Source organism: Streptomyces sp. NPDC104202 (genome assembly GCF_055584185.1).
The window spans coordinates 158,810-178,790 of record NZ_JBVJMN010000005.1; the positions used below are offsets into that span (position 1 = coordinate 158,810).

Here is a 19,981-nt window from a genome sequence, read left to right on the forward strand (position 1 = left end):
AACCGAACGATCGGTCGGTAGGGAGTCCGATGACCGCAGTGACGGCAGGGACGGCAGAGACCACGGGCGCGCCCGGCGGCTCGGACACGGCCACGGCACCGGATCAGGCCGCCTACGAGGCCGTGTTCGACGCCGCTGTCGCCGCCGACGAGCGGATCGAGCCGCGCGACTGGATGCCCGAGGCGTACCGCGCCTCGCTCGTCCGGCAGATCGCGCAGCACGCCCACTCCGAGATCATCGGCATGCAGCCGGAGGCGAACTGGATCACCCGCGCGCCCTCGCTGCGCCGCAAGGCGATCCTCATGGCCAAGGTGCAGGACGAGGCCGGCCACGGCCTGTACCTGTACAGCGCGGCGGAGACCCTCGGCACCAGCCGCGACGAGCTGCTCGACAAGCTCCACTCGGGCCGCCAGAAGTACTCGTCGATCTTCAACTACCCCACGCTGACCTGGGCCGACGTCGGCGCCATCGGTTGGCTGGTGGACGGCGCCGCGATCACCAACCAGGTGCCCCTCTGCCGCTGCTCCTACGGGCCGTACGCCCGCGCGATGGTCCGCGTCTGCAAGGAGGAGTCCTTCCACCAGCGCCAGGGGTACGAGGCCCTCCTCGCCCTGTCGAACGGCACCGAGGCCCAGCACGCCATGGCGCAGGACGCGGTGGACCGCTGGTGGTGGCCCTCCCTGATGATGTTCGGCCCCCCGGACGACGAGTCCACCCACACCGCGCAGGCGATGGCCTGGAAGATCAAGCGCCACACCAACGACGAACTGCGCCAGCGCTTCGTCGACATCGCGGTCCCGCAGGCCGAGGCGCTCGGGCTGACCCTCCCCGACCCCGACCTCCGGTGGAACGAGGAGCGCGGGCACTACGACTTCGGCCCGATCGACTGGACCGAGTTCTGGGACGTCCTCAAGGGGAACGGCCCCTGCAACGACCAGCGGCTGAGCAGGCGGCGCCAGGCCCACGAGGACGGCGCCTGGGTCAGGGAAGCAGCCGCGGCCTACGCGGAGAAGCACACCGGCACGCACGGAGAGGCACAGGCATGACGAGCGACGGTTGGCCGCTGTGGGAGGTGTTCGTGCGCTCCCGCCGCGGACTGTCCCACACCCACGCGGGCAGTCTCCACGCGCCCGACGCGGAGATGGCCCTGCGCAACGCCCGCGACCTGTACACCCGCCGCAGCGAAGGCGTGTCCATCTGGGTCGTCCCCTCCGCGGCCGTCACCGCCTCCTCGCCGGACGAGAAGGACCCCTTCTTCGAGCCGGCCGCGGACAAGCCCTACCGCCACCCGACGTTCTACGAGATCCCGGAGGGGGTGAAGCACCTGTGAGCACCCCGACCGCCGCGGAGGCCGCCGCGTTCACCGGCGCCGCCCTCGCCCTCGGCGACGACGCCCTCGTCCTCTCCCACCGGCTGGGGGAGTGGGCCGGCTCCGCCCCCGTCCTGGAGGAGGAGGTCGCCCTGGCCAACATCGCCCTCGACCTCCTCGGCCAGGCCCGCGTCCTGCTCTCCCTCGCCGGCGACGAGGACGAACTGGCCTACCTCCGCGAGGAGCGGGCCTTCCGCAACGTCCAGCTGGTCGAGCAGCCCAACGGCGACTTCGCCCACACCATCGCCCGGCAGCTGTTCTTCTCCACCTACCAGCACCTGATGTACGGCGCGCTGGCCACCGGAGACGGTCCCTTCGCCGGCCTCGCCGCGAAGGCCGTCAAGGAGGTCGCCTACCACCGGGACCACGGGGAGCAGTGGACCCTGCGCCTGGGCGACGGCACCGCCGAGAGCCACGAGCGGATGCAGCGGGCCTGCGACGCCCTCTGGCGGTACACCGGCGAGCTCTTCCGGGCCGTCGACGGCGTCGCCGTCGACCACACGGCCCTGGAGAGCGCCTGGCTGGCGTCGGTCACCGAGATCCTCGGCCGGGCCACGCTGACCGTCCCCTCCGGACCGCGCACCGGGGCCTGGGCCGCCGGAGCCGGCCGCCAGGGACTGCACACCGAGTCCTTCGGCCGGATGCTCGCCGAGATGCAGCACCTGCACCGCAGCCACCCGGGGGCGACGTGGTGACCATGACGGCCCTGGAGGAGGAGCTGAGCCGGGTCGCCGGCGCCGTTCCCGACCCGGAGCTGCCCGTCCTCACCCTGGAGGAGCTCGGCGTCATGCGGGGCGTCCAGGTCACCGGCCCCGGCCGCGTCGAGGTCTCCCTGACCCCGACGTACACGGGCTGCCCCGCGATCGAGGCCATGGCCTCGGACATCGAGCACGCGCTGCACGAGCACGGCGTGGCGGAGGTCTCCGTCGTCACCGTCCTCGCCCCGGCGTGGTCCACCGACGACATCAGCGAGGAAGGGCGGCGCAAGCTCGCCGAGTTCGGCATCGCACCGCCCCGCCCCCAGGGCCCCGCGGGCGGCCCCGTGCCGCTGACCCTCGCCATCCGCTGCCCCCACTGCGGCTCCACCGAGACCGAGCTGCTCAGCCGGTTCTCCTCCACGGCGTGCAAGGCGCTGCGCCGCTGCACCGCCTGCCGTGAACCGTTCGACCACTTCAAGGAGTTGTAGATGGTGTCCTCGGGCTCCGGGCGGGCCGGGTTCCAGCCGCTCCGGGTGAGCGACGTCGAGCGGCTCACGGACGACTCCGTGGCGGTCACCTTCGCGGTCCCGCCCGAGCTCCACGAGGCGTACCGCCACCTCCCCGGCCAGCACCTCGCCCTGCGCCGCACCGGCGAACAAGGCGAGGAGATCCGCCGGACGTACTCGATCTGCGCCCCGGCCGCCCCGGCCGGCGAGCCGCCCGTCCTGCGCGTCGGCATCCGGCTCGTCGACGGCGGCTCGTTCTCGACGTACGCGCTCAAGGAACTGGCCGTCGGCGACACCGTCGAGGTCATGGAGCCGATGGGCCGCTTCACGCTCGCCCCGCGCCCCGGACGCTTCGCGGCCGTCGTCGGCGGCAGCGGCATCACGCCGGTCCTGTCGATGGCCGCCACGCTGCTCGCCCGCGAGCCGGAGGCCCGGTTCTGCCTGATCCGCAGCGACCGGACCGCCTCGTCGACGATGTTCCTCGACGAGGTCGCCGACCTCAAGGACCGCTACCCCGACCGCTTCCAGCTGGTCACCGTCCTCTCCCGGGAGGAGCAGCAGGCGGGACTCCCCTCGGGCCGCCTCGACCGCGAGCGGCTGGCCGGACTGCTGCCGGCGCTGCTGCCGGTCGGCGAGATCGACGGCTGGTTCCTGTGCGGTCCCTTCGGCCTGGTCCAGGGCGCCGAGCAGGCCCTGCGCGGCCTCGGGGTCGACCGCGGCCGGATCCACCAGGAGATCTTCCACGTCGACGACGGCTCGGCCCCCGCGCCGGCAGCCGCCGCCGACGCCCCCGCGCACGCGACGCTGACGGCGACCCTCCACGGCCGGTCCGGCACCTGGCCGGTCGACCGGGGCGAGACGCTCCTCGACACGGTGCTGCGCGCCCGCGCCGACGCGCCGTACGCCTGCAAGGGCGGCGTATGCGGCACCTGCCGCGCCTTCCTCGTCGGCGGAGAGGTCCGGATGGACCGCAACTTCGCGCTGGAACCGGACGAGACCGAGGCCGGCTACGTGCTGGCCTGCCAGTCCCACCCCGTCACCCCGGACGTGGAGCTGGACTTCGACCGCTGACACCGGACCCGTCGACGGCGTCCCGCGCCGTCGGCGGGCCTGGCGTCGCCACCCGGCCGCGGCCCCGGCCGGAGGGTGCGACGAAGTCCGGGCGCCGCCATTCCCTTCCCCTAGAACCTGTTCTATCTTGACGACCCGTCAGGAACGTGCGGACAGCAGCGGGACCGGCAACGGGAGGGCAGGGCAGTGGACTTCACCTTCACCGAGGAGCAGCAGGCGGCCGTCGAGGCGGCCAAGGCGGTCTTCGCGGACGTCGCACCCGACGCGGTGCCGAGCCCGGCCCTCACCCCGGGCGCGGTGGCCGAGGACCTCGACCGGCCGCTCTGGGCGCGCCTGGCCGCCGCCGACCTCCTCGGCCTCGTGCTGGCCCCCGGACACGGCGGCGCCGGCCTCGACGCCGTCGCGCTCTGCCTCGTGCTGCGCGAGTCCGCCCGCGTCCTCGCCCGGGTCCCGCTCCTGGAGACCAGCGCCGTCGCCCTGACCGTCGAGCGGTACGCCGCCCCGGAGACGGCCGCCGGCCTCCTCCCCCGCGTCGGCCGCGGGGAGCTCGTCCTCACCGCCGCCTCGCACGGACGGACCGGTCACGACGGGGCCGAACGTGCCGTCACCGCACGCCCCGACGGCACGGGCTGGCTCCTCGACGGCGTCCAGACCGCCGTCCCCTGGGCCCACGGCGCCGACATCGTCGCCGTCCCGGCGCACACCCCCGACGGCCGGACCGTGCTCGCCCTGGTCCCCCGCGGCCACGAGGGGCTCGGTCTCGCCGACCAGTACTCCACGAACGGCGAACTCCTCGCCGAACTGCGGCTCGACGCCGTCCGTCTCGACCACGCCGACGTCATCGACGCCGACGGCGCCTGGGAGGGGCTGCGGAACCTCCTCACCACCGGGACCTGTGCGCTCGCCCTGGGGCTCGGCGAGGCCGTGCTCACCATGACGAGCCAGTACACCGGCAAGCGCGAGCAGTTCGGCCACCCGGTGGCCACCTTCCAGGCCGTCGCCGTCCAGGCCGCCGACCGCTACATCGACCTGCGCGCCATGGAGGCGACGCTCTGGCAGGCCGCCTGGCGCGTCTCCACCGGCGCGGACGGGGCGCTCCCCGCCGCGGGGGACATCGCCGTCGCGAAGATCTGGGCGTCCGAGGGCGTACGGCGCGTCGTGCAGACCGCCCAGCACCTCCACGGGGGCTTCGGCGCCGACACCGACTACCCCCTGCACCGCTACCACGCCTGGGCCAAGCACCTGGAACTCTCGCTCGGCCCCGCCGCCGCCCACGAGGAGGCCCTCGGCGACCTGCTGGCCGTCCACCCCCTCGGCTGAGGCCCCGCGCGACCCGCGTGGGGGCTTCCCGCGCGGACCCGACCCGTGGGGGTCCCGCCCCCGCGGCCGCGTCCGGGACGCGTCAGAGGACGAAGGCCTGGCTGCCGCCCGTCGCCACCATCGGGCGCCCGGCGCCGTCCCACGCCATCATCCCGCCGTCGATGTTCACGGCGTCGAAGCCCTGCTGCACCAGGTACTGGGTGACCTGCGCCGACCGGCCGCCGACGCGGCACATCACGTACGCGCGGCCACGGTCGGCCACGGCCTCCGTGACCTCACCGAAGCGGGCCACGAAGTCGCTCATGGGCACGTGCAGCGCACCCTCGACGTGGCCCGCCTCCCACTCGTCGTTCTCCCGGACGTCCAGCACCAGGGCATCGGCCGGCACGGAAGCCGCGTCCACCGAGGGCAGCGGGGAGAAATTCATGGGAACGGCCTTCTCTCGTCAGTACCGCCCGAACGGACTCGGGCGCACGGAAAACCTACTCCACCAGCCCCGTCAGCTCGGCCTCCCGCTCGGAGACCTGCGCGAGCAGCTGCTCGGCGATCTCCTCCAGGAGCCGGTCCGGGTCCTCCGGCGCCATCCGCAGCATCGCGCCGATCGCGCTCTCCTCCAGCTCCCGCGCCAGCGCCGACAGCATGTCCTTGCGCTCGGCCAGCCACTCCAGACGCGCGTACAGCTCCTCGCTCTCGCTGAGCCGCTCCTCGGCGGGGGCCGGACCGGCCTCCCACTCGGCGGAGAGCTCACGCAGCAGCGTCTCGTCGCCCCGCGCGTAGGCCGCGTTCACCCGGGTGATGAACTCCTCGCGCCGCTTGCGCTCGTCCTCCTCACGGGCCAGGTCCGGGTGGGCCTTGCGCGCCAGCTCGCGGTAGAGCCGGCGGGCCTCCTCGCTGGGCCGGACCCGCTTCGGCGACTGCACCGGCCGGTCGGTGAGCATCGCGGCGGCCTCGGCGGAGAGGCCGTCGGAGTCGATCCAGTCGTGGAACAGCTCCTCCACGCCCGGCATCGGCAGGACGGCGGCACGCGCCTCCTGCGCCCGGCGCAGGTCCTCCGGGTCACCGGTACGCGCCGCCTTGGCCTCGGCGATCTGCGCGTCGAGCTCGTCGAGCCGCGCGTACATCGGGCCGAGCCGCTGGTGGTGCAGCCGGGAGAAGTTCTCCACCTCGACCCGGAAGGTCTCCACCGCGATCTCGAACTCGATCAGCGCCTGCTCGGCCACCCGCACGGCCTGCTCCAGGCGTGCCTCGGGCCGCTCGTCCCCGGGCCCCTCGTTCACACCCTGGTCCACGCTCACGTCCACGCCCGTCCAGTCCTCGTTCCGCCTCGACCCACCCAGCCTAGGTCCTCCGGGGGCTCCCCGGTGCGCCGGTGCCGGACGCCCGCCCCGGCCACCGTCGCCCCGCTGTCAGACGCCCGTCTCCGCAGCCGTCCTGCCGGTGCGGATGGCGGTGAGGAGGTCGGCGTGGTCGGCCTCGGTGCGGTCGGCGTAGCCGACGGCGAAGTCGGCGAGCGCGGTGTCCAGCTCCTCGTTCTTGCCGCAGTAGCCGGCTATGAGGCGCGGGTCGGCGCTGTGGGCGTGGGCCCGGGCGAGGAGGGCGCCGGTCATGCGGCCGTAGTCGTCGAGCTGGTCGGGGGTGAGGGCGGCGGGGTCGACGCTGCCCTTGCGGTTGCGGAACTGACGCACCTGGAAGGGCCGCCCCTGGACGGTGGTCCAGCCGAGCAGGATGTCGCTGACGACCTGCATCCGCTTCTGGCCGAGGACGACGCGGCGTCCCTCGTGACCGGGGTCCGTGACGGCGAAGCCGACGGCCGGGAGGTGGGGGAGGAGTGCCGAGGGCCGGGCCTCCTTGACCTGGAGGACGAGCGGCTCGCCCCGGTGGTCGAGGAGCAGGACGACGTAGGAGCGGGTGCCGACGCTGCCGGTGCCGACGACGCGGAAGGCGACGTCGTGGACGGCGTACCGCGCGAGCAGCGGCAGCCGGTCCTCGGAGACGGTCTCCAGGTAGGGGCCGAGGGCCAGGGCGACCGCGGCGGCCTCGGCGTCGGGGACCCTGCGAAGGACCGGGGGAGCGTCGACGAACCGGCGGCCGCCGCCCTCGGCGTCGGTGACGGCCTCGGTCGAACGGGCGGCGAAGCGGGCGCTGGTGTTGTTGCGGGCCTTGGCGGAGACCCGCTCCAGGGTGCCGACGAGATCGCGGGCGTCGGTGTGGGAGACGAGCTCCTCGTCGGCGATCGCGTTCCAGGCGTCGTGGGCGGGGAGCCGGGCGAGCAGACGCATGGTGCGGCGGTAGGCGCCGGCGGTGTCGAAGGCGGCGGCCCGGCAGGTGTCCTCGTCGGCGCCGACCTCCCGGCCGGCGAGCACGAGCGAGGTGGCGAGCCGCTTGAGGTCCCACTCCCAGGGGCCGACGACGGTCTCGTCGAAGTCGTTGAGGTCCATGACGATCCGGCCCCTGGCATCGCCGTAGAGGCCGAAGTTGGCGGCGTGGGCGTCACCGCACAGCTGGGCCGCTATGCCGGTGACCGGGGTCGTGGAGAGATCGTGGGCCATCAGTCCGGCGGAGCCGCGGAGAAAGGCGAAGGGACCGGCCGCCATCCTGCCGACACGGATCGGCGCGAGCTCGGGCACGCGGCCGCGGTTGGACTCCTCGACGGCACGGACGGCGTCGGGGCGGTCGGCGGCGAGCGCGGGCCCGGCGTGCGCGGAGCGGGGGACCCGCTCGCGCAGCGCCTTGCCCCGCGCCTTGGGCGAGGGAGCGCCGTCCGCGCCCCTGTCGAGGGCCGCGCGGCGCGCGAACCCCGGTACGTGGGGGACGCGGAGGCCGGCCGGCTCCCCGTCCGTGTCGCGCTGTCCCGGCATGACGGCCCGGTTCTCGGTCATGGGACGTCCTCCCCCGTTGCGGTGTTCCCAGATCATCCGGCCCTGACCGTACAGCCGCGCCCGAGCAGTCGTCTCCCCCTGTGGACGACGCCCTGTGGACAACCCTCGCCGGCGCTCTCCCGCCGCGGGATCCGCGGGCGGAGTCAGACCGCGACCGCCTCTTCGACCTCCTCCTCGGCAGCAGCCTGAGCAGCCTCGTCAGCCGCTTCGTCAGCCGTCTCGCCCGTCGGCACACCTGTCGTCCTGCCGGTCGTCTTGTCCGTCGTCCGGGCGGTCGCCTCGCCCGTCGTCTTCCCGCCGCCTTCCGGGGCCGCCGACGAGCCCGGCCGGGCGTGCGCTCCGCCCAGGGCGACCGCGGACGCCCGCCGGGCCTCCGTGACACCCGCGGCGACGACGAGCGCGATCCCGGCGAGGAGCCACAGCGCGAGGGTGAGGACGTGCCCGCCGACCGCGTGGCCGCCGAAGTAGACGTGACCGCGGACGCCTTCGACGAAGCCGGCGCCGTTCCAGAAGGCGTGCAGGGCGCCGAAGAAGCCGGGCTGGAGTTCGGGCCGGTAGATGCCGCCGGAGCTCGTGAAGTTGAGCATGACGAAGAGCACCATGACGCCGAGCGTGGTCCAGCGGCGCAGGAAGGTGTGGAGTCCGACGCCGACCAGCAGGATGCCCGCGGTGTACAGCCAGGAGATCGCCCACACCCCGGCAAGCCCCTGGTCGACGAGGTGGAAGAGGGGTCCGGCGAAGACCGTGCCGATGAGGCTGACGACGAGCGAGGTCGCGGCGGCGAGGAGGACGCGGACCCGCAGGGCCAGCACGGCTCCGGCGCCGCCGATGACGGCCACGGAGGCGTACGAGCCGATGCTGAGGGCGACGAGCAGGAAGAAGATCCCCTGGCCGGTGGGGTCGCCGGAGGCGACGGGAGCCACGTCGGTGACCCTGAGCGGGGCGTCCTGGGCGGCGGCGACCTTGGTGAACACCTTCTCCACGGCCATGGCGCTGGTGTCGGAGGAGGCGGAGGCGACGAGGAGCTCGGGCCTCTCGCCGGGCACGTAGGCACCGAAGCTGCCCTGCTCGCGCAAGGCGCTGACGGCCGTCGCCCGGTCCGGGACGGTCCGGACGTCGAGGGCGCCCGCGCCCTTGTCCTGGAGCGTCTGCGCGAGGACCTGGGTGGTGGGTCCGGAGCCGACGACGTCGACGCGCAGGTCGTGGGGGGCGGGGGCGTGGAAGGCGCCGAGGTAGGCGAGCCCCATGCCGACGCACATCAGCAGGGGCGTGAGCAGATGCCCGAGGACATGCCGCAACGCGCCGCCGGTGTTCGGTCCCGCGGACATCCAGACCTCCATGGTTGGCTTTTACAACTAAAGAACCGTTGTACTATACAACCGAAAGTGGACGGCGGGCGAACGGCGCCCGGCCATGGCAGAGGGAGCCCACCATGACCGGCGTCGACGCAGGGCCGGCCCGCGAGGCGTCCGTGGACGTCATCCAGCGCGAACTCACGGCCTTCGCGAGGCGGGCGCGCGCCGCGGCGGCCCGGGTCCACCCCGAACTCCCGCTGGTCTCCTACACGCTCCTCGCCCACATCGACGAGCAGCGCGGCTGCCGCGCCACCGACCTCGCGGCCCACTACCTCCTCGACAAGTCGACCGTCAGCCGCCAGGTCGCCGGCCTGGAGAAGCTCGGCCTGGTCGAACGGCGCCCGGCCCCCGACGACCACCGCGTACACGTCCTGCACCCGACGCGGGCGGGCTCCGAGGTCCTCGCCACGGCGCAGACCAGCCGCCGCGCCGCCTACCAGGAGCGCCTCAGGGACTGGTCGGCCGAGGACCTCGCGCACTTCGCCCAGTACCTGCTGCGCTACAACGCGGCCGGCACCGAGGGCCTCCCCGACGGCACCCCACGCTGACGCCCGAACCCCCGGCCCCGCCCACCCGCCCCCGCGGACCGGGAGCACACGGACCAGCACACCGACCGCCGCGCGGACCGCCGCCCAGCCCCACCCGCGCGCGCCCCCGCGAGCGCCTAGAGCCCCGCGTCCCGCGCCAACAGCGCGGCCTGGACGCGGTTCTCGCAGTGCAGCTTGGCCAGGATCCTGCTCACGTACGTCTTCACCGTGGCCTCGCTCATGTGCAGCCGCTTCCCGGCGTCCGCGTTGGACAGCCCCTCGCCGAGCAGCGCGAGCACGTCCCGCTCCTTCTCGCTCAGCGCAGCCACCCGCCCCCGCGCCTCCTCGGCCCGGGCCGCCTCGCGGCCCGAGGCGAGCCGCTCCACCACGTGCCGGGTGGCCGCCGGGGACAGATACGCGTCGCCCGCCGCGGCCGCCCGTACGGCCCCGATCAGCTCGGCCGGCGCGGTGTCCTTGAGGAGGAAGCCGGCGCCCCCGTGCTCCAGCGCCCTCAGGACGTTCTCCCGCTCGCCGAAGGTCGTCAGGACGATCACCCGGGCCGCCGGCGCCGCCCGGCGCAGCTCCGGCAGTGCCGAGAGGCCGTCGAGCACCGGCATCTGGATGTCGAGCAGCACCACGTCGGCGGCGTGCGCCCGCGCCGCCTCGACGGCCTCCCGGCCGTTCGCGGCCTCCCCGACGACCGTGATCTCGGGGTCCGAGATGAGGATCATGCGGATCCCGGCTCTGATCAGCGGCTCGTCGTCGGCGATCACGACCCTGATCGGCTGCCCTGCCACTGCTGCTCCCCCACGGCTCCGGTACGGGCGGCCCGGCGCTACCGCGCCGGGACCTCGTACGCCTTCTTCTCGATCAGCTTGCCGTCCTTGAAGCAGAACCGGAAAACCGGCTCCCTGTCGGGGACCTCCCCCAGCTCCGAGGACATCAGCACCAGGCAGTCGGCACCGTCCGGCTGCGCGGGCCCCTCCTTGCCCAGACCGACGGTGGCTATCGTGTCGCCGGAGGGCAGTTGGTCCCGGACCTCCTTCTCGGACGCCCCGACCTTCACCGCCTCGTACTGCTTGGGCTCGATCATCCCCTCCTGCAGGGAACCCATCAGGAAGTAGATGCCGAAGCCCGCCGCCACCACGAGCAGGACGAGCGCCGCGAACGCTATCCCGCAGCCCAGCGCGATCGCACCGCCCGTGCTCCTGCCCGTGCCCTTGCCCCCGCGCACCGCCATGGCCAACTCCCGCTCCGTGTACGTCCAGTCGGCCGGTCCGACCGCGACCGGACGACCATCGCCCACCAGCGGTTTCGTGGTCTGCTGCCGGAAGTCGTCCGCCGCGTCGACCAAAGGCGCGGCGTCGGCGGGCGGCGCGACGCCGTAGGGCAGCATCCCGGCCACCCGGAACCCGCCGCCGTCGGCGGGCCCCGCGTGGCACATGCCGCCCACGAGCCGGGCCCGTTCGGCGAGTCCGGCCAGCCCCTGGCCGCCGCTCACCGCGTCCGTCGCCGGCCCGCCCTCCGGCGGCTCGTTGAGGATCTCCACGACGAAGGTGTCCGGCTCGTAGCGGAGTTCGACGCCGATCGTCGCGCCCGGCGCGTGCTTGTAGGCGTTGGTCAGGGCCTCCTGCACGATCCGGTACGCGGCGTGGTCGGCGGCCGGGGCCAGCGACCGCGTCTCCCCCATCCGGCGCAGCCCGACGGCGGTGCCGGCCCCCCGGGCGGCCTCCACGAGGCCCTCGATGCCCGCGATCCCCCGCGCGGCCCTGCCCGTCTCGTCACCGGTCCGGGCGAGCGCCGCCGGTGCGCCGTGCGGGGCCTCGACCCCGTCGCGGAGTATCCCGACGACCTCCCGCAGTTCGTGCATGGCGGTCACCGACGCGTTCCGCAGGACGCCGACCACCTCGCGCTGCCGCTCGCCCAGGTCCCGGTCGACCTCCAGGGCGCCGGTGTGCACCGCGATCAGCGCCAGCTGGTGCCCGAGGCTGTCGTGCATGTCCTGGGCGATCCGCTGCCGCTCCCGCTGCCGCGCCTGCCAGGCCACCATGGTCCGCTCGCGCAGCAGTTGGGCGTTGCGCTCCTGGAGGGCGTGGAGCAGGGTCCGCCGCTGGGTCCAGTAGCGGTGCGCGAGACCGGGCGCCAGCGTGGTCCCGAGGTAGTAGAGGGTCGCGACGAAGACGACGACGAGGATCCGCTGCCGGTCCCACGACTCCAGGAGCGTGCCCCCCACGTTCAGGACGAAGGCGGCGATGTACGCGGCCAGCGCCTGGCCGGCGCCCGCGATGTACCGCCCGGAGGACCAGCCGATCACCAGCAGCACCGGGCCCAGGCCGGGCAGGAACGGGGTCAGCCCCGCGGCCAGGACGAGCGTGCTCGCCGGGAGCCGCCGCCGGACCAGCGACAGCACGGCGGCACCCGCGGCGACCACGGCCAGCCGCCACCCCTCGCCGCCCACCATCTCCTCGGTCCCGGCGGCGAGCAGCGCCATCACCAGCGCGAGCGCCACCTCACCGGTGGTCCGGCGCCCCGACCACTGCCCGGGCAGCGCGAACCAGGCCCATGAGGCCGAGACCGTTCCCTTGAGGCCGCGCATGCTCCAGGCCCCCGACTTCGACATAGCGTCCACGCTCGCACCCTAGGCAGCCCGCCGGACCCCCGGCGTCCCCCTTTCGTCGCGACCGCCGACGACGAAGGTCGCGCCGGAGAGCGCACCGATCCCAGGGAACACATCCACCACGCCGAACCCACGGACTACGGCCACCACACCGAACCCACAGACCACAGGAAGCCGCCCGCCTCCCAACCAGCCCACGTCACTCGCACGGGGCCCACGAGGCCCGGAGGCCGCCCCGCCTCACACGGACAGGTCGGAGACCCGCGCCAGCGTGACGACGTCGATCTCGGGATCGGCGACGGTGGTCGCCAACGCGGCCACGCTCCCGTGACCGAGCGGCAGATCCGTGAGGTGGATGGGCTCCTCGGGCCAGCCGTCCGGCGAACCGTCGACCCGGACGACCGGACCGTCGACCGACAGCGCGGAGAAGGGCACCTGGAGCAGCCCGTGGCCGGTCAGCTTGACCGTCGCCTCCTTGCGGGCCCAGATCCGGAAGAGCGCGGTCCGCAGAGCGTCTCCGTCGAGCCCGTCGAGACTCCGCTGTTCGCTCTCGGAGGCGAGGACGCGGACCATCTCCTCGATCTCGATGGTGCGGCTGCCCAGCTCCACGTCGAGGCCGACCCTGGTGCCGGTCGATGCCGCGATCACGACGAGGTCCCCGGTGTGCGAGACGGAGAAGTCGAGTGCGGGAGCGGCCGTGAAGTGCGGCTTGCCGTGGGCGTCGTCCCCGCAGTGGGCGCAGGCCCGGCTGATCCCGACCTCGGGTGCGGGCACGCCCAGGTGACGCGCCCCCAGGGCCCGCTGCACCGCGCGGGACGTGACGAACGTCCTCCGCACCTGCTCGCGGCCCAGCTCGTCGGCGCGGGACAGCTCCGCCGGAGTCAGCAGGCCCCGGGCCTCCGCCTCGGCCGAACGGGCTTCCAGGACCCATATCCGAACGATCATGCGGACAGCCTATTTCCTGCCCGCCGCCGGCCCCTTCGGCCGGACGTGGGCCACCTCACACCGGCAACCGCCCTGGCCCCCGCCGCAGTCCAGGCCGTGCCTGGACACAAAAACGAGACGGTCGGCATCGTGATCACGATGCCGACCGTCTCTCTGGTGCGCGAGGGGGGAGTTGAACCCCCACGCCCTTTCGGGCACTGGAACCTGAATCCAGCGCGTCTGCCTATTCCGCCACCCGCGCATTGGGTGTGCTCCGGACTCTCTCACTTTTCGGTGGGAGCGCCTGGCGACATCTGAAGATTAGCACGCCGCAGACCGTGGATTCACATCCGTTGTTTCGGCCCCGCTCCCGGAGAACAAGGTGAGGGCAGGCGGGGACGCGGACGACGTCTGGGGAGGGGAACGAGGGGTACGGGGGAGCAGGCGGGGGAGGAGGAAGCGGGAAGGGACCGAGGGGTGGAGCGGCGGGAGGGGCGGGAGGAACGGGACGGACCATCACGGCTTCCGGACCGCGACCCCGGTCCCACAGCCGGGTGCGGGACACTGTCCACAGGCCACCTCTACGATCCGTGGGGGAAGCCTGTGAGAGGTGACACTCGTCCACAGGGCAGAGAAGGGGAACCAGCCGATTTCCCGACGCGTGGATACGATCAGTAAGCAGTACCAGGACGACAACGACGGAGGAGGTGCCCCATGGGAGTCATGAAGCGATTCGAGCAGCGACTCGAAGGTCTGGTGAACGGCACCTTCGCCAAGGTCTTCAAGTCCGAGGTCCAGCCTGTCGAGATCGCCGGCGCGCTCCAGCGCGAGTGCGACAACAACGCGCAGATCTGGAACCGCGAGCGGACCGTCGTCCCCAACGACTTCATCGTGGAGCTGAGCACGCCGGACTACGAGCGTCTCAGCCCCTACTCGGGCCAGCTCGGCGACGAGCTCGCCGGCCTGGTCAGGGACTACGCGAAGCAGCAGCGGTACACCTTCATGGGCCCGATCAAGGTCCACCTGGAGAAGGCCGACGACCTCGACACCGGCCTGTACCGCGTCCGCAGCCGCACGCTCGCGTCGAGTACGTCACAGCCGCAGCCGCCCGCCGCGGGACAGCAGCAGGGCCAGGCCCAGGGGCGCGGCGGCTACGGGTACCCCCCGGCCGGCGCTCCGCCCATGCCCGCCTCCCCGCCCCCCGGCGCTCCCGGCCACCGGCCGACCGCGCCCGGCGGACGTCCCGCGGGCGGCCCGGTTCCCGGCGCCGGCGCGTCCGTGCGACGCTGGATCGAGATCAACGGCAACCGCCACCAGATCTCGCGCCCGACCCTGGTCCTCGGCCGCAGCACCGACGCGGACGTGAGGATCGACGATCCCGGCGTCTCCCGCCGGCACTGCGAGATCCGGACCGGAACGCCCTCGACGATCCAGGATCTCGGATCCACCAACGGCATCGTGGTGGACGGGCAGCACACCACCCGCGCTACGCTCCGCGACGGCTCGCGGATCGTCGTGGGCAGCACCACCATCGTTTACCGGCAAGCCGAAGGGTGAAGCGGGGGCAATGTCAGAGCTGACCCTGACGGTCATGCGGTTGGGTTTCCTGGCCGTTCTGTGGCTGTTCGTCATCGTGGCCGTCCAGGTCATCCGCAGCGACCTCTTCGGTACGCGGGTCACCCAGCGCGGTTCGCGGCGCCAGGAGGCGCGGCCCCAGCAGGCCGCCGCCCGCCAGGCCGCCGCGCCGCCGCAGCAGCGCGGCCAGCAGAGCGCGGGCGGCCGCCAGCGCCGCGGCGCCCCGACCAAGCTGGTCGTGTCCGAGGGCACCCTCACCGGCACGACCGTCGCCCTCCAGGGGCAGACGATCACGCTGGGCCGGGCGCACGACTCGACGATCGTGCTGGACGACGACTACGCGTCCAGCCGGCACGCCAGGATCTACCCGGACCGGGACGGCCAGTGGATCGTCGAGGATCTCGGGTCCACGAACGGCACCTACCTCGACCGGACCCGCCTCACCACCGCCACGCCGATTCCGCTGGGCGCGCCGATCCGCATCGGCAAGACCGTCATCGAGCTGCGGAAGTAGTGCTACATCATGAATAGGCGCGAGCGGAGCGAGCGAGCCGGGACGGTCCCCGCCACAGGCCGTGCCGCGCTCCCGACCGGAGCGACCGAAGCGACCGGAGGGTGGGCAGTGTGGGTCGAGACCGGCTGTACCCCGATGCAGCGGCGACAGGGCAGGTGCGCATGACTCTGTCCCTGCGATTCGCCGCGGGCTCGCACAAGGGCATGATCCGCGAGGGCAACGAGGACTCCGGTTACGCCGGGCCCCGCCTGCTCGCCATCGCCGACGGCATGGGCGGCCAGGCGGCCGGCGAGGTCGCCTCGTCCGAGGTGATCTCGACCCTCGTCACGCTCGACGACGACGTCCCCGGCTCCGACATCCTCACCTCGCTCGGTACGGCGGTGCAGCGCGCCAACGACCAGCTCCGGATGATGGTCGAGGAGGACCCGCAGCTGGAGGGCATGGGCACCACGCTCACCGCCCTGCTGTGGACGGGCCAGCGGCTCGGCCTCGTACACGTCGGCGACTCGCGCGCCTACCTGCTCCGCGACGGCGTCCTCACCCAGATCACCCAGGACCACACCTGGGTCCAGCGCCTCGTCGACGAGGGCCGGATCACCGAGGAAGAGGCCACCACCCACCCGCAGCGCTCGCTCCTCATGCGCGCGCTCGGCAGCGGCGACCACGTCGAACCCGACCTCTCCATCCGCGAGGTCCGGGCCGGCGACCGCTACCTGATCTGCTCCGACGGCCTGTCCGGCGTGGTCTCGCACCAGACCCTCGAGGACACCCTCGCCAGCTACCAGGGCCCGCAGGAGACCGTGCAGGAGCTGATCCAGCTCGCGCTGCGCGGCGGCGGCCCGGACAACATCACGGTGATCGTCGCCGACGTCCTCGACGTCGACGGCGGCGACACCCTCGCCGGCCACGTCAGCGACATCCCGGTCATCGTGGGCGCCGTCGCCGAGAACCAGGCCGTGCTCAACGACGGCGGGGCCATGCAGACCCCGGCCGGCCGCGCCTCCGGGCTCGGCCGCACCGCGCCCCACCACCAGCCCCCGGCCGGCGGCTTCGGCCCGCCTGGCAGCGGCGAGGACCACGGCTACGGCGGGATGCCGCCGCAGGGCTCCTTCGAGTCGTACGCGGACGACGACTTCGAGAAGCCGCGCAAGGGCCGCAAGTGGCTCAAGCGCTCCTTCTTCCTCGTCCTGATCCTCGCGCTGCTCGGCGGCGGTGCGTACGGCGGCTGGCGCTGGACCCAGACCCAGTACTTCGTGGGCTCCAAGGACCAGCACGTCGCCCTCTACCAGGGCATCAGCCAGGACCTGGCGTGGATCTCGCTGTCGAAGGTCGAGAAGGACCACCCCGAGATCGAACTCAAGTACCTCCCCGCCTACCAGCGGAAGCAGGTCGAGGACACGATCGCGGGCGGCAGCCTCGGCAAGGCCGAGACGAAGATCTCCGAGCTGTCCGTGCAGGCCTCGGCGTGCAAGAAGACCGAGCAGCGCCGTGAGGCCGCCGAGAAGGCCGCCCCGCCGGCCCAGAAGCCCGGCGGCACCGCCACCCCCGACTCCAAGCCCACCACAGCCGCTCCGACCCCGGGTCCCACCCTCACCGCGGAGGAGCAGAAGCTGGCCTCGAACTGCGGCAAGCAGTAAGCACCCGTAGGGGGCCTTTCACCACCATGAGCGTTGTCACCAACACGACCACCATCGGCGCGATCGAGGCGCCGAGCCGTCGCAACACCGAGCTGGCGCTGCTCGCGTTCGCCGTCGTCATCCCGGTGTTCGCGTACCTCAACGTGGGCCTGGCCATCGACGGGAAGGTCCCGGCCGGCATGCTCGGCTACGGCCTGGGCCTCGCGCTCCTCGCGGGCGTCGCCCACCTCGTGGTCCGCAAGTGGGCCCCGTACGCCGACCCGCTGCTGCTGCCCCTGGCCACCCTGCTCAACGGCATGGGCCTGGTGCTGATCTGGCGCCTGGACCAGTCGCCGCGGCTGATCGCCAAGTCCGTCCGGGACTTCGGCAGCTTCAGCCCCGACGCCCCGAAGCAGATGCTGTACTCGGCGATCGGCATCGCCATGTTCGTGGGCGTGCTGCTGCTGCTCAAGGACCACCGCGTCCTCCAGCGCTACACGTACATCTCCATGGCGGTCTCCCTCTTCCTGCTGCTCCTGCCGCTCGTCCCGGGCCTCGGAACGCCCGTGTACGGCGCCAAGATCTGGATCAACATCGCGGGCTTCTCGATCCAGCCCGGTGAGTTCGCCAAGATCGTGCTGGCGGTGTTCTTCTCCGGCTATCTGATGGTGAAGCGCGACGCCCTGGCCCTGGCCAGCCGCCGTTTCATGGGGCTCTACCTGCCCCGCGGCCGCGACCTCGGCCCGATCCTCACGATCTGGGCGGTCAGCCTCCTCATCCTGATCTTCGAGAACGACCTCGGCACCTCGCTGCTGTTCTTCGGCATGTTCGTGATCATGCTGTACGTGGCGACGGAGCGGACCAGTTGGATCGTCATGGGTCTGATGATGTCGGTCGCCGGCGCGGTCGGCGTGGCCTCCTTCGCGAGCCACGTCCAGGCCCGTGTCGACGCCTGGGCCGACCCGTTCGGCTGCGCCGACACCGTCGCCGCCTGCGACCAGATGACCCAGGTGCTGATGTCCTTCGGCTCCGGTGGCATCCTCGGCACCGGTCTCGGCCAGGGCAACTCCGACCTGATCGGCTTCGCCGCCAACTCGGACTTCATCTTCGCCACCGTCGGCGAGGAGCTCGGTCTGACCGGCGTCATGGTCTTCCTCCTCCTCTACGGGCTGATCGTGGAGCGCGGTGCCCGTACCGCGCTCGCCGCCCGCGACCCGTTCGGCAAGCTCCTCGCGATGGGCCTCTCCGGCGCCTTCGCGCTCCAGATCTTCGTCGTCGCCGGCGGCGTGATGGGTCTCATCCCGCTGACCGGTATGACCATGCCGTTCCTCGCGTACGGCGGTTCGTCCGTGATCGCCAACTGGGCCCTGATCGGCATCCTGATCCGGATCAGCGACACCGCGCGCCGTCCCGCGCCCGCGCCCGCCCCGTCCCCCGACGCCGAGATGACCCAGGTGGTCCGTCCGTGAACAAGCCGCTGCGGCGGGTCGCGATCTTCTGCGGCCTGCTCGTCCTCGCCCTGCTCCTGCGGGACAACTGGCTCCAGTTCGTCCGCGCCGACGAACTGAACGCCCACTCGCGCAACAAGCGTGTGCAGATCGAGCGGTACGCCAACGTCCGCGGCAACATCATCGTCGACGGCAAGCCCATCACCGGCTCCGTCGACTCGCAGGACACGTTCTACAAGTACAAGCGCACCTACATCGACGGCCCCATGTGGGCCCCCGTCACGGGGTACGCCTCGCAGGCCTACGACGCCAACCAGATCGAGAAGATCGAGGACGGCATCCTCACCGGCAACGACGACCGGCTCTTCTTCGACCGCACCCTCGCCATGTTCACCGGCGAGAAGAAGAAGGGTGGCGACGTCATCACCACCCTGAACGGCGCCGCGCAGAAGGCAGCCTTCGAGGGCCTGGGAAGCAAGACCGGCGCCGTCGTCGCGATCGAGCCGAAGACCGGCAAGATCCTCGCGATGGCCTCCACCCCTTCCTACGACCCCTCCTCCTTCGCCGGCTACTCCGGCAAGGACGAGAAGGCGTGGGTGGGACTGGAGAAGGACAAGAACAAGCCCAAGCTGAACCGCGCGATCCGCGAGATCTACCCCCCGGGCTCCGTCTTCAAGGTCGTGACCGCCGCCGCCGCGCTGGAGAACGGCAAGGTCACCGACATCAACGCGCCGACGGACACCCCGGAGCCGTACATCCTGCCGCTCTCCACGGTGCCGATGAAGAACCACGCGTCGGGCTGCAAGAACGCCACCCTGAACCAGGCGCTGGAAGTCTCGTGCAACTCGGTCTTCGCCAAGCTCGGCGACGAGGTCGGCCGCGACAAGATGGTGGAGATGGCGGAGAAGTTCGGCTTCAACGCCGAGCAGTTCGTCCCGGTCCGCTCGGCGGCCTCCGTCTACGACACGAAGATGGACCGCGGCGGCAACGCGCAGTCGTCCATCGGCCAGTTCAACACGGCGACCACCCCGCTCCAGATGGCGATGGTCACGGCGGCGATCGCCAACGACGGCAAGCTCATGAAGCCGTACATGATCGACCAGCTGCGGGCCCCGAACCTGGACATCCTCAAGCAGAACGAGCCCGAGGAGATGAGCCGCCCGGTCTCCGCGGAGACGGCGCAGAAGCTCCAGCAGATGATGGAGAACGTCGTCACGGACGGCACCGGCGGCAACGCCGACCTGAAGATGGACGGCGTGAAGGTCGGCGGCAAGACCGGTACGGCCCAGCACGGCGAGAAGAACGCCAAGCGGCCGTACGCGTGGTTCATCTCATACGCGAAGACCGCAGACGGCTCCCCGGTCGCGGTCGCCGTGGTCGTCGAGGACTCGGCCGGCACGGACCGCGAGGACATCAGCGGTGGTGGCCTCGCGGCCCCGATCGCCAAGGCCGTCATGAAGGCCGTCATGAAGAGCCGGGGCTGATCTCCGGCCCCGGTGCGCACCAGGTACCGGTCAGGTATCAGCTACCGGCCCCGGGCGGAACGTCTTCCCGGGGCCGGT

General features: G+C 72.5%; 19 protein-coding genes and 1 tRNA gene. 12 read left to right on the plus strand and 8 right to left on the minus strand.

Annotated features, from left to right (window positions below; genetic code table 11):
- Positions 1–29 precede the first annotated feature (29 nt).
- The 6 genes from paaA (at position 30) to ACZ60W_RS05640 (ending at position 4,964) form a co-directional block, all read left to right on the plus strand.
- Positions 30–1,046 carry a 1,2-phenylacetyl-CoA epoxidase subunit PaaA gene (paaA, locus tag ACZ60W_RS05615; RefSeq protein ID WP_469754072.1) on the plus strand — a complete coding sequence of 339 codons (1,017 nt, stop codon included), beginning with the start codon at positions 30–32 and terminating at the stop codon, positions 1,044–1,046.
- Positions 1,043–1,330 (plus strand): 1,2-phenylacetyl-CoA epoxidase subunit PaaB, encoded by a 288-nt coding sequence (paaB, locus tag ACZ60W_RS05620; RefSeq protein ID WP_366302946.1) that lies wholly within the window; start codon positions 1,043–1,045, stop codon positions 1,328–1,330. The genes paaA and paaB overlap by 4 nt, the downstream gene beginning before the upstream one ends.
- The gene (gene paaC / locus ACZ60W_RS05625) at positions 1,327–2,064 is read left to right on the plus strand and encodes a 1,2-phenylacetyl-CoA epoxidase subunit PaaC (protein WP_469754073.1); all 738 of its coding nucleotides are present in this window, start codon (positions 1,327–1,329) and stop codon (positions 2,062–2,064) included. The genes paaB and paaC overlap by 4 nt, the downstream gene beginning before the upstream one ends.
- The gene (paaD, locus tag ACZ60W_RS05630; RefSeq protein WP_469754074.1) at positions 2,058–2,555 is read left to right on the plus strand and encodes a 1,2-phenylacetyl-CoA epoxidase subunit PaaD; all 498 of its coding nucleotides are present in this window, start codon (positions 2,058–2,060) and stop codon (positions 2,553–2,555) included. The genes paaC and paaD overlap by 7 nt, the downstream gene beginning before the upstream one ends.
- Complete coding sequence (locus tag ACZ60W_RS05635) at positions 2,556–3,644, plus strand: 2Fe-2S iron-sulfur cluster-binding protein (RefSeq protein ID WP_469754075.1); 1,089 nt, start codon at positions 2,556–2,558, stop codon at positions 3,642–3,644. It abuts the gene before it with no gap.
- Between the two features lie 186 nt (positions 3,645–3,830).
- Entirely contained in the window at positions 3,831–4,964 is a 1,134-nt protein-coding gene (locus ACZ60W_RS05640; protein ID WP_469754076.1) for an acyl-CoA dehydrogenase family protein, read from the plus strand.
- A gap of 82 nt (positions 4,965–5,046) precedes the next feature.
- Here ACZ60W_RS05640 and ACZ60W_RS05645 read toward each other — a convergent pair whose 3' ends face one another.
- From ACZ60W_RS05645 to ACZ60W_RS05660, 4 genes are all read right to left on the minus strand, one after another.
- Positions 5,047–5,391, minus strand: a complete 345-nt coding sequence (locus ACZ60W_RS05645; protein ID WP_469754077.1) for a rhodanese-like domain-containing protein — start codon at positions 5,389–5,391, stop codon at positions 5,047–5,049.
- A gap of 55 nt (positions 5,392–5,446) precedes the next feature.
- On the minus strand, positions 5,447–6,265 hold the full coding sequence (locus tag ACZ60W_RS05650) for a hypothetical protein (protein ID WP_469754078.1): 819 nt from the start codon (positions 6,263–6,265) through the stop codon (positions 5,447–5,449).
- Between the two features lie 105 nt (positions 6,266–6,370).
- Positions 6,371–7,843 (minus strand): DUF2252 domain-containing protein, encoded by a 1,473-nt coding sequence (locus ACZ60W_RS05655; RefSeq protein ID WP_469754079.1) that lies wholly within the window; start codon positions 7,841–7,843, stop codon positions 6,371–6,373.
- A gap of 143 nt (positions 7,844–7,986) precedes the next feature.
- Positions 7,987–9,171, minus strand: coding sequence for an ABC-2 transporter permease (locus ACZ60W_RS05660; RefSeq protein WP_469754080.1), 1,185 nt, complete (start codon positions 9,169–9,171; stop codon positions 7,987–7,989).
- A 104-nt stretch (positions 9,172–9,275) separates the two neighbouring features.
- Between ACZ60W_RS05660 and ACZ60W_RS05665 the strand changes: the two genes are divergently transcribed.
- On the plus strand, positions 9,276–9,746 hold the full coding sequence (locus tag ACZ60W_RS05665; protein WP_469754081.1) for a MarR family winged helix-turn-helix transcriptional regulator: 471 nt from the start codon (positions 9,276–9,278) through the stop codon (positions 9,744–9,746).
- 116 nt (positions 9,747–9,862) lie between these two features.
- Here the strand turns inward: ACZ60W_RS05665 and ACZ60W_RS05670 are convergent, their stop codons facing one another.
- The 4 genes from ACZ60W_RS05670 to ACZ60W_RS05685 all read right to left on the minus strand — a co-directional run bounded on the left by ACZ60W_RS05670 (position 9,863) and on the right by ACZ60W_RS05685 (position 13,528).
- Positions 9,863–10,522 (minus strand): response regulator transcription factor, encoded by a 660-nt coding sequence (locus ACZ60W_RS05670; RefSeq protein ID WP_469754082.1) that lies wholly within the window; start codon positions 10,520–10,522, stop codon positions 9,863–9,865.
- A gap of 38 nt (positions 10,523–10,560) precedes the next feature.
- A complete protein-coding gene (locus tag ACZ60W_RS05675; protein ID WP_469754129.1) occupies positions 10,561–12,345 on the minus strand; it encodes a sensor histidine kinase in 1,785 nt (594 codons plus the stop codon).
- Between the two features lie 237 nt (positions 12,346–12,582).
- Entirely contained in the window at positions 12,583–13,287 is a 705-nt protein-coding gene (locus ACZ60W_RS05680) for a 4'-phosphopantetheinyl transferase family protein (protein ID WP_469754083.1), read from the minus strand.
- A 154-nt stretch (positions 13,288–13,441) separates the two neighbouring features.
- A tRNA-Leu gene (locus tag ACZ60W_RS05685) sits at positions 13,442–13,528 on the minus strand.
- Between the two features lie 452 nt (positions 13,529–13,980).
- On the opposite strand from ACZ60W_RS05685, the gene ACZ60W_RS05690 reads away from it, so the two are divergent.
- From ACZ60W_RS05690 to ACZ60W_RS05710, 5 genes are all read left to right on the plus strand, one after another.
- Positions 13,981–14,823, plus strand: coding sequence for an FhaA domain-containing protein (locus ACZ60W_RS05690; RefSeq protein ID WP_469754084.1), 843 nt, complete (start codon positions 13,981–13,983; stop codon positions 14,821–14,823).
- Positions 14,824–14,833: 10 nt separating this feature from the next.
- Positions 14,834–15,355 carry an FHA domain-containing protein FhaB/FipA gene (locus ACZ60W_RS05695; protein ID WP_469754085.1) on the plus strand — a complete coding sequence of 174 codons (522 nt, stop codon included), beginning with the start codon at positions 14,834–14,836 and terminating at the stop codon, positions 15,353–15,355.
- A gap of 161 nt (positions 15,356–15,516) precedes the next feature.
- Complete coding sequence (locus ACZ60W_RS05700) at positions 15,517–16,992, plus strand: Stp1/IreP family PP2C-type Ser/Thr phosphatase (protein WP_469754086.1); 1,476 nt, start codon at positions 15,517–15,519, stop codon at positions 16,990–16,992.
- Between the two features lie 26 nt (positions 16,993–17,018).
- Positions 17,019–18,440 carry an FtsW/RodA/SpoVE family cell cycle protein gene (locus ACZ60W_RS05705; RefSeq protein WP_469754087.1) on the plus strand — a complete coding sequence of 474 codons (1,422 nt, stop codon included), beginning with the start codon at positions 17,019–17,021 and terminating at the stop codon, positions 18,438–18,440.
- The gene (locus tag ACZ60W_RS05710) at positions 18,437–19,903 is read left to right on the plus strand and encodes a peptidoglycan D,D-transpeptidase FtsI family protein (RefSeq protein WP_469754088.1); all 1,467 of its coding nucleotides are present in this window, start codon (positions 18,437–18,439) and stop codon (positions 19,901–19,903) included. The genes ACZ60W_RS05705 and ACZ60W_RS05710 overlap by 4 nt, the downstream gene beginning before the upstream one ends.
- Positions 19,904–19,981: the final 78 nt, after the last annotated feature.

What these genes read in the sequence shown, in the direction of transcription:
- paaB (WP_366302946.1), top strand. Translation starts at nt 1,043, where the DNA reads ATGACGAGCGACGGTTGGCCGCTGTGGGAGGTGTTCGTGCGCTCCCGC.
- ACZ60W_RS05665 (WP_469754081.1), top strand. Translation starts at nt 9,276, where the DNA reads ATGACCGGCGTCGACGCAGGGCCGGCCCGCGAGGCGTCCGTGGACGTC.
- ACZ60W_RS05660 (WP_469754080.1), bottom strand. Translation starts at nt 9,171, where the DNA reads ATGTCCGCGGGACCGAACACCGGCGGCGCGTTGCGGCATGTCCTCGGG.
- paaA (WP_469754072.1), top strand. Translation starts at nt 30, where the DNA reads ATGACCGCAGTGACGGCAGGGACGGCAGAGACCACGGGCGCGCCCGGC.
- ACZ60W_RS05700 (WP_469754086.1), top strand. Translation starts at nt 15,517, where the DNA reads ATGACTCTGTCCCTGCGATTCGCCGCGGGCTCGCACAAGGGCATGATC.
- ACZ60W_RS05690 (WP_469754084.1), top strand. Translation starts at nt 13,981, where the DNA reads ATGGGAGTCATGAAGCGATTCGAGCAGCGACTCGAAGGTCTGGTGAAC.
- ACZ60W_RS05705 (WP_469754087.1), top strand. Translation starts at nt 17,019, where the DNA reads ATGAGCGTTGTCACCAACACGACCACCATCGGCGCGATCGAGGCGCCG.
- ACZ60W_RS05655 (WP_469754079.1), bottom strand. Translation starts at nt 7,843, where the DNA reads ATGACCGAGAACCGGGCCGTCATGCCGGGACAGCGCGACACGGACGGG.
- ACZ60W_RS05635 (WP_469754075.1), top strand. Translation starts at nt 2,556, where the DNA reads ATGGTGTCCTCGGGCTCCGGGCGGGCCGGGTTCCAGCCGCTCCGGGTG.
- ACZ60W_RS05645 (WP_469754077.1), bottom strand. Translation starts at nt 5,391, where the DNA reads ATGAATTTCTCCCCGCTGCCCTCGGTGGACGCGGCTTCCGTGCCGGCC.
- ACZ60W_RS05680 (WP_469754083.1), bottom strand. Translation starts at nt 13,287, where the DNA reads ATGATCGTTCGGATATGGGTCCTGGAAGCCCGTTCGGCCGAGGCGGAG.
- ACZ60W_RS05695 (WP_469754085.1), top strand. Translation starts at nt 14,834, where the DNA reads ATGTCAGAGCTGACCCTGACGGTCATGCGGTTGGGTTTCCTGGCCGTT.
- ACZ60W_RS05675 (WP_469754129.1), bottom strand. Translation starts at nt 12,345, where the DNA reads ATGTCGAAGTCGGGGGCCTGGAGCATGCGCGGCCTCAAGGGAACGGTC.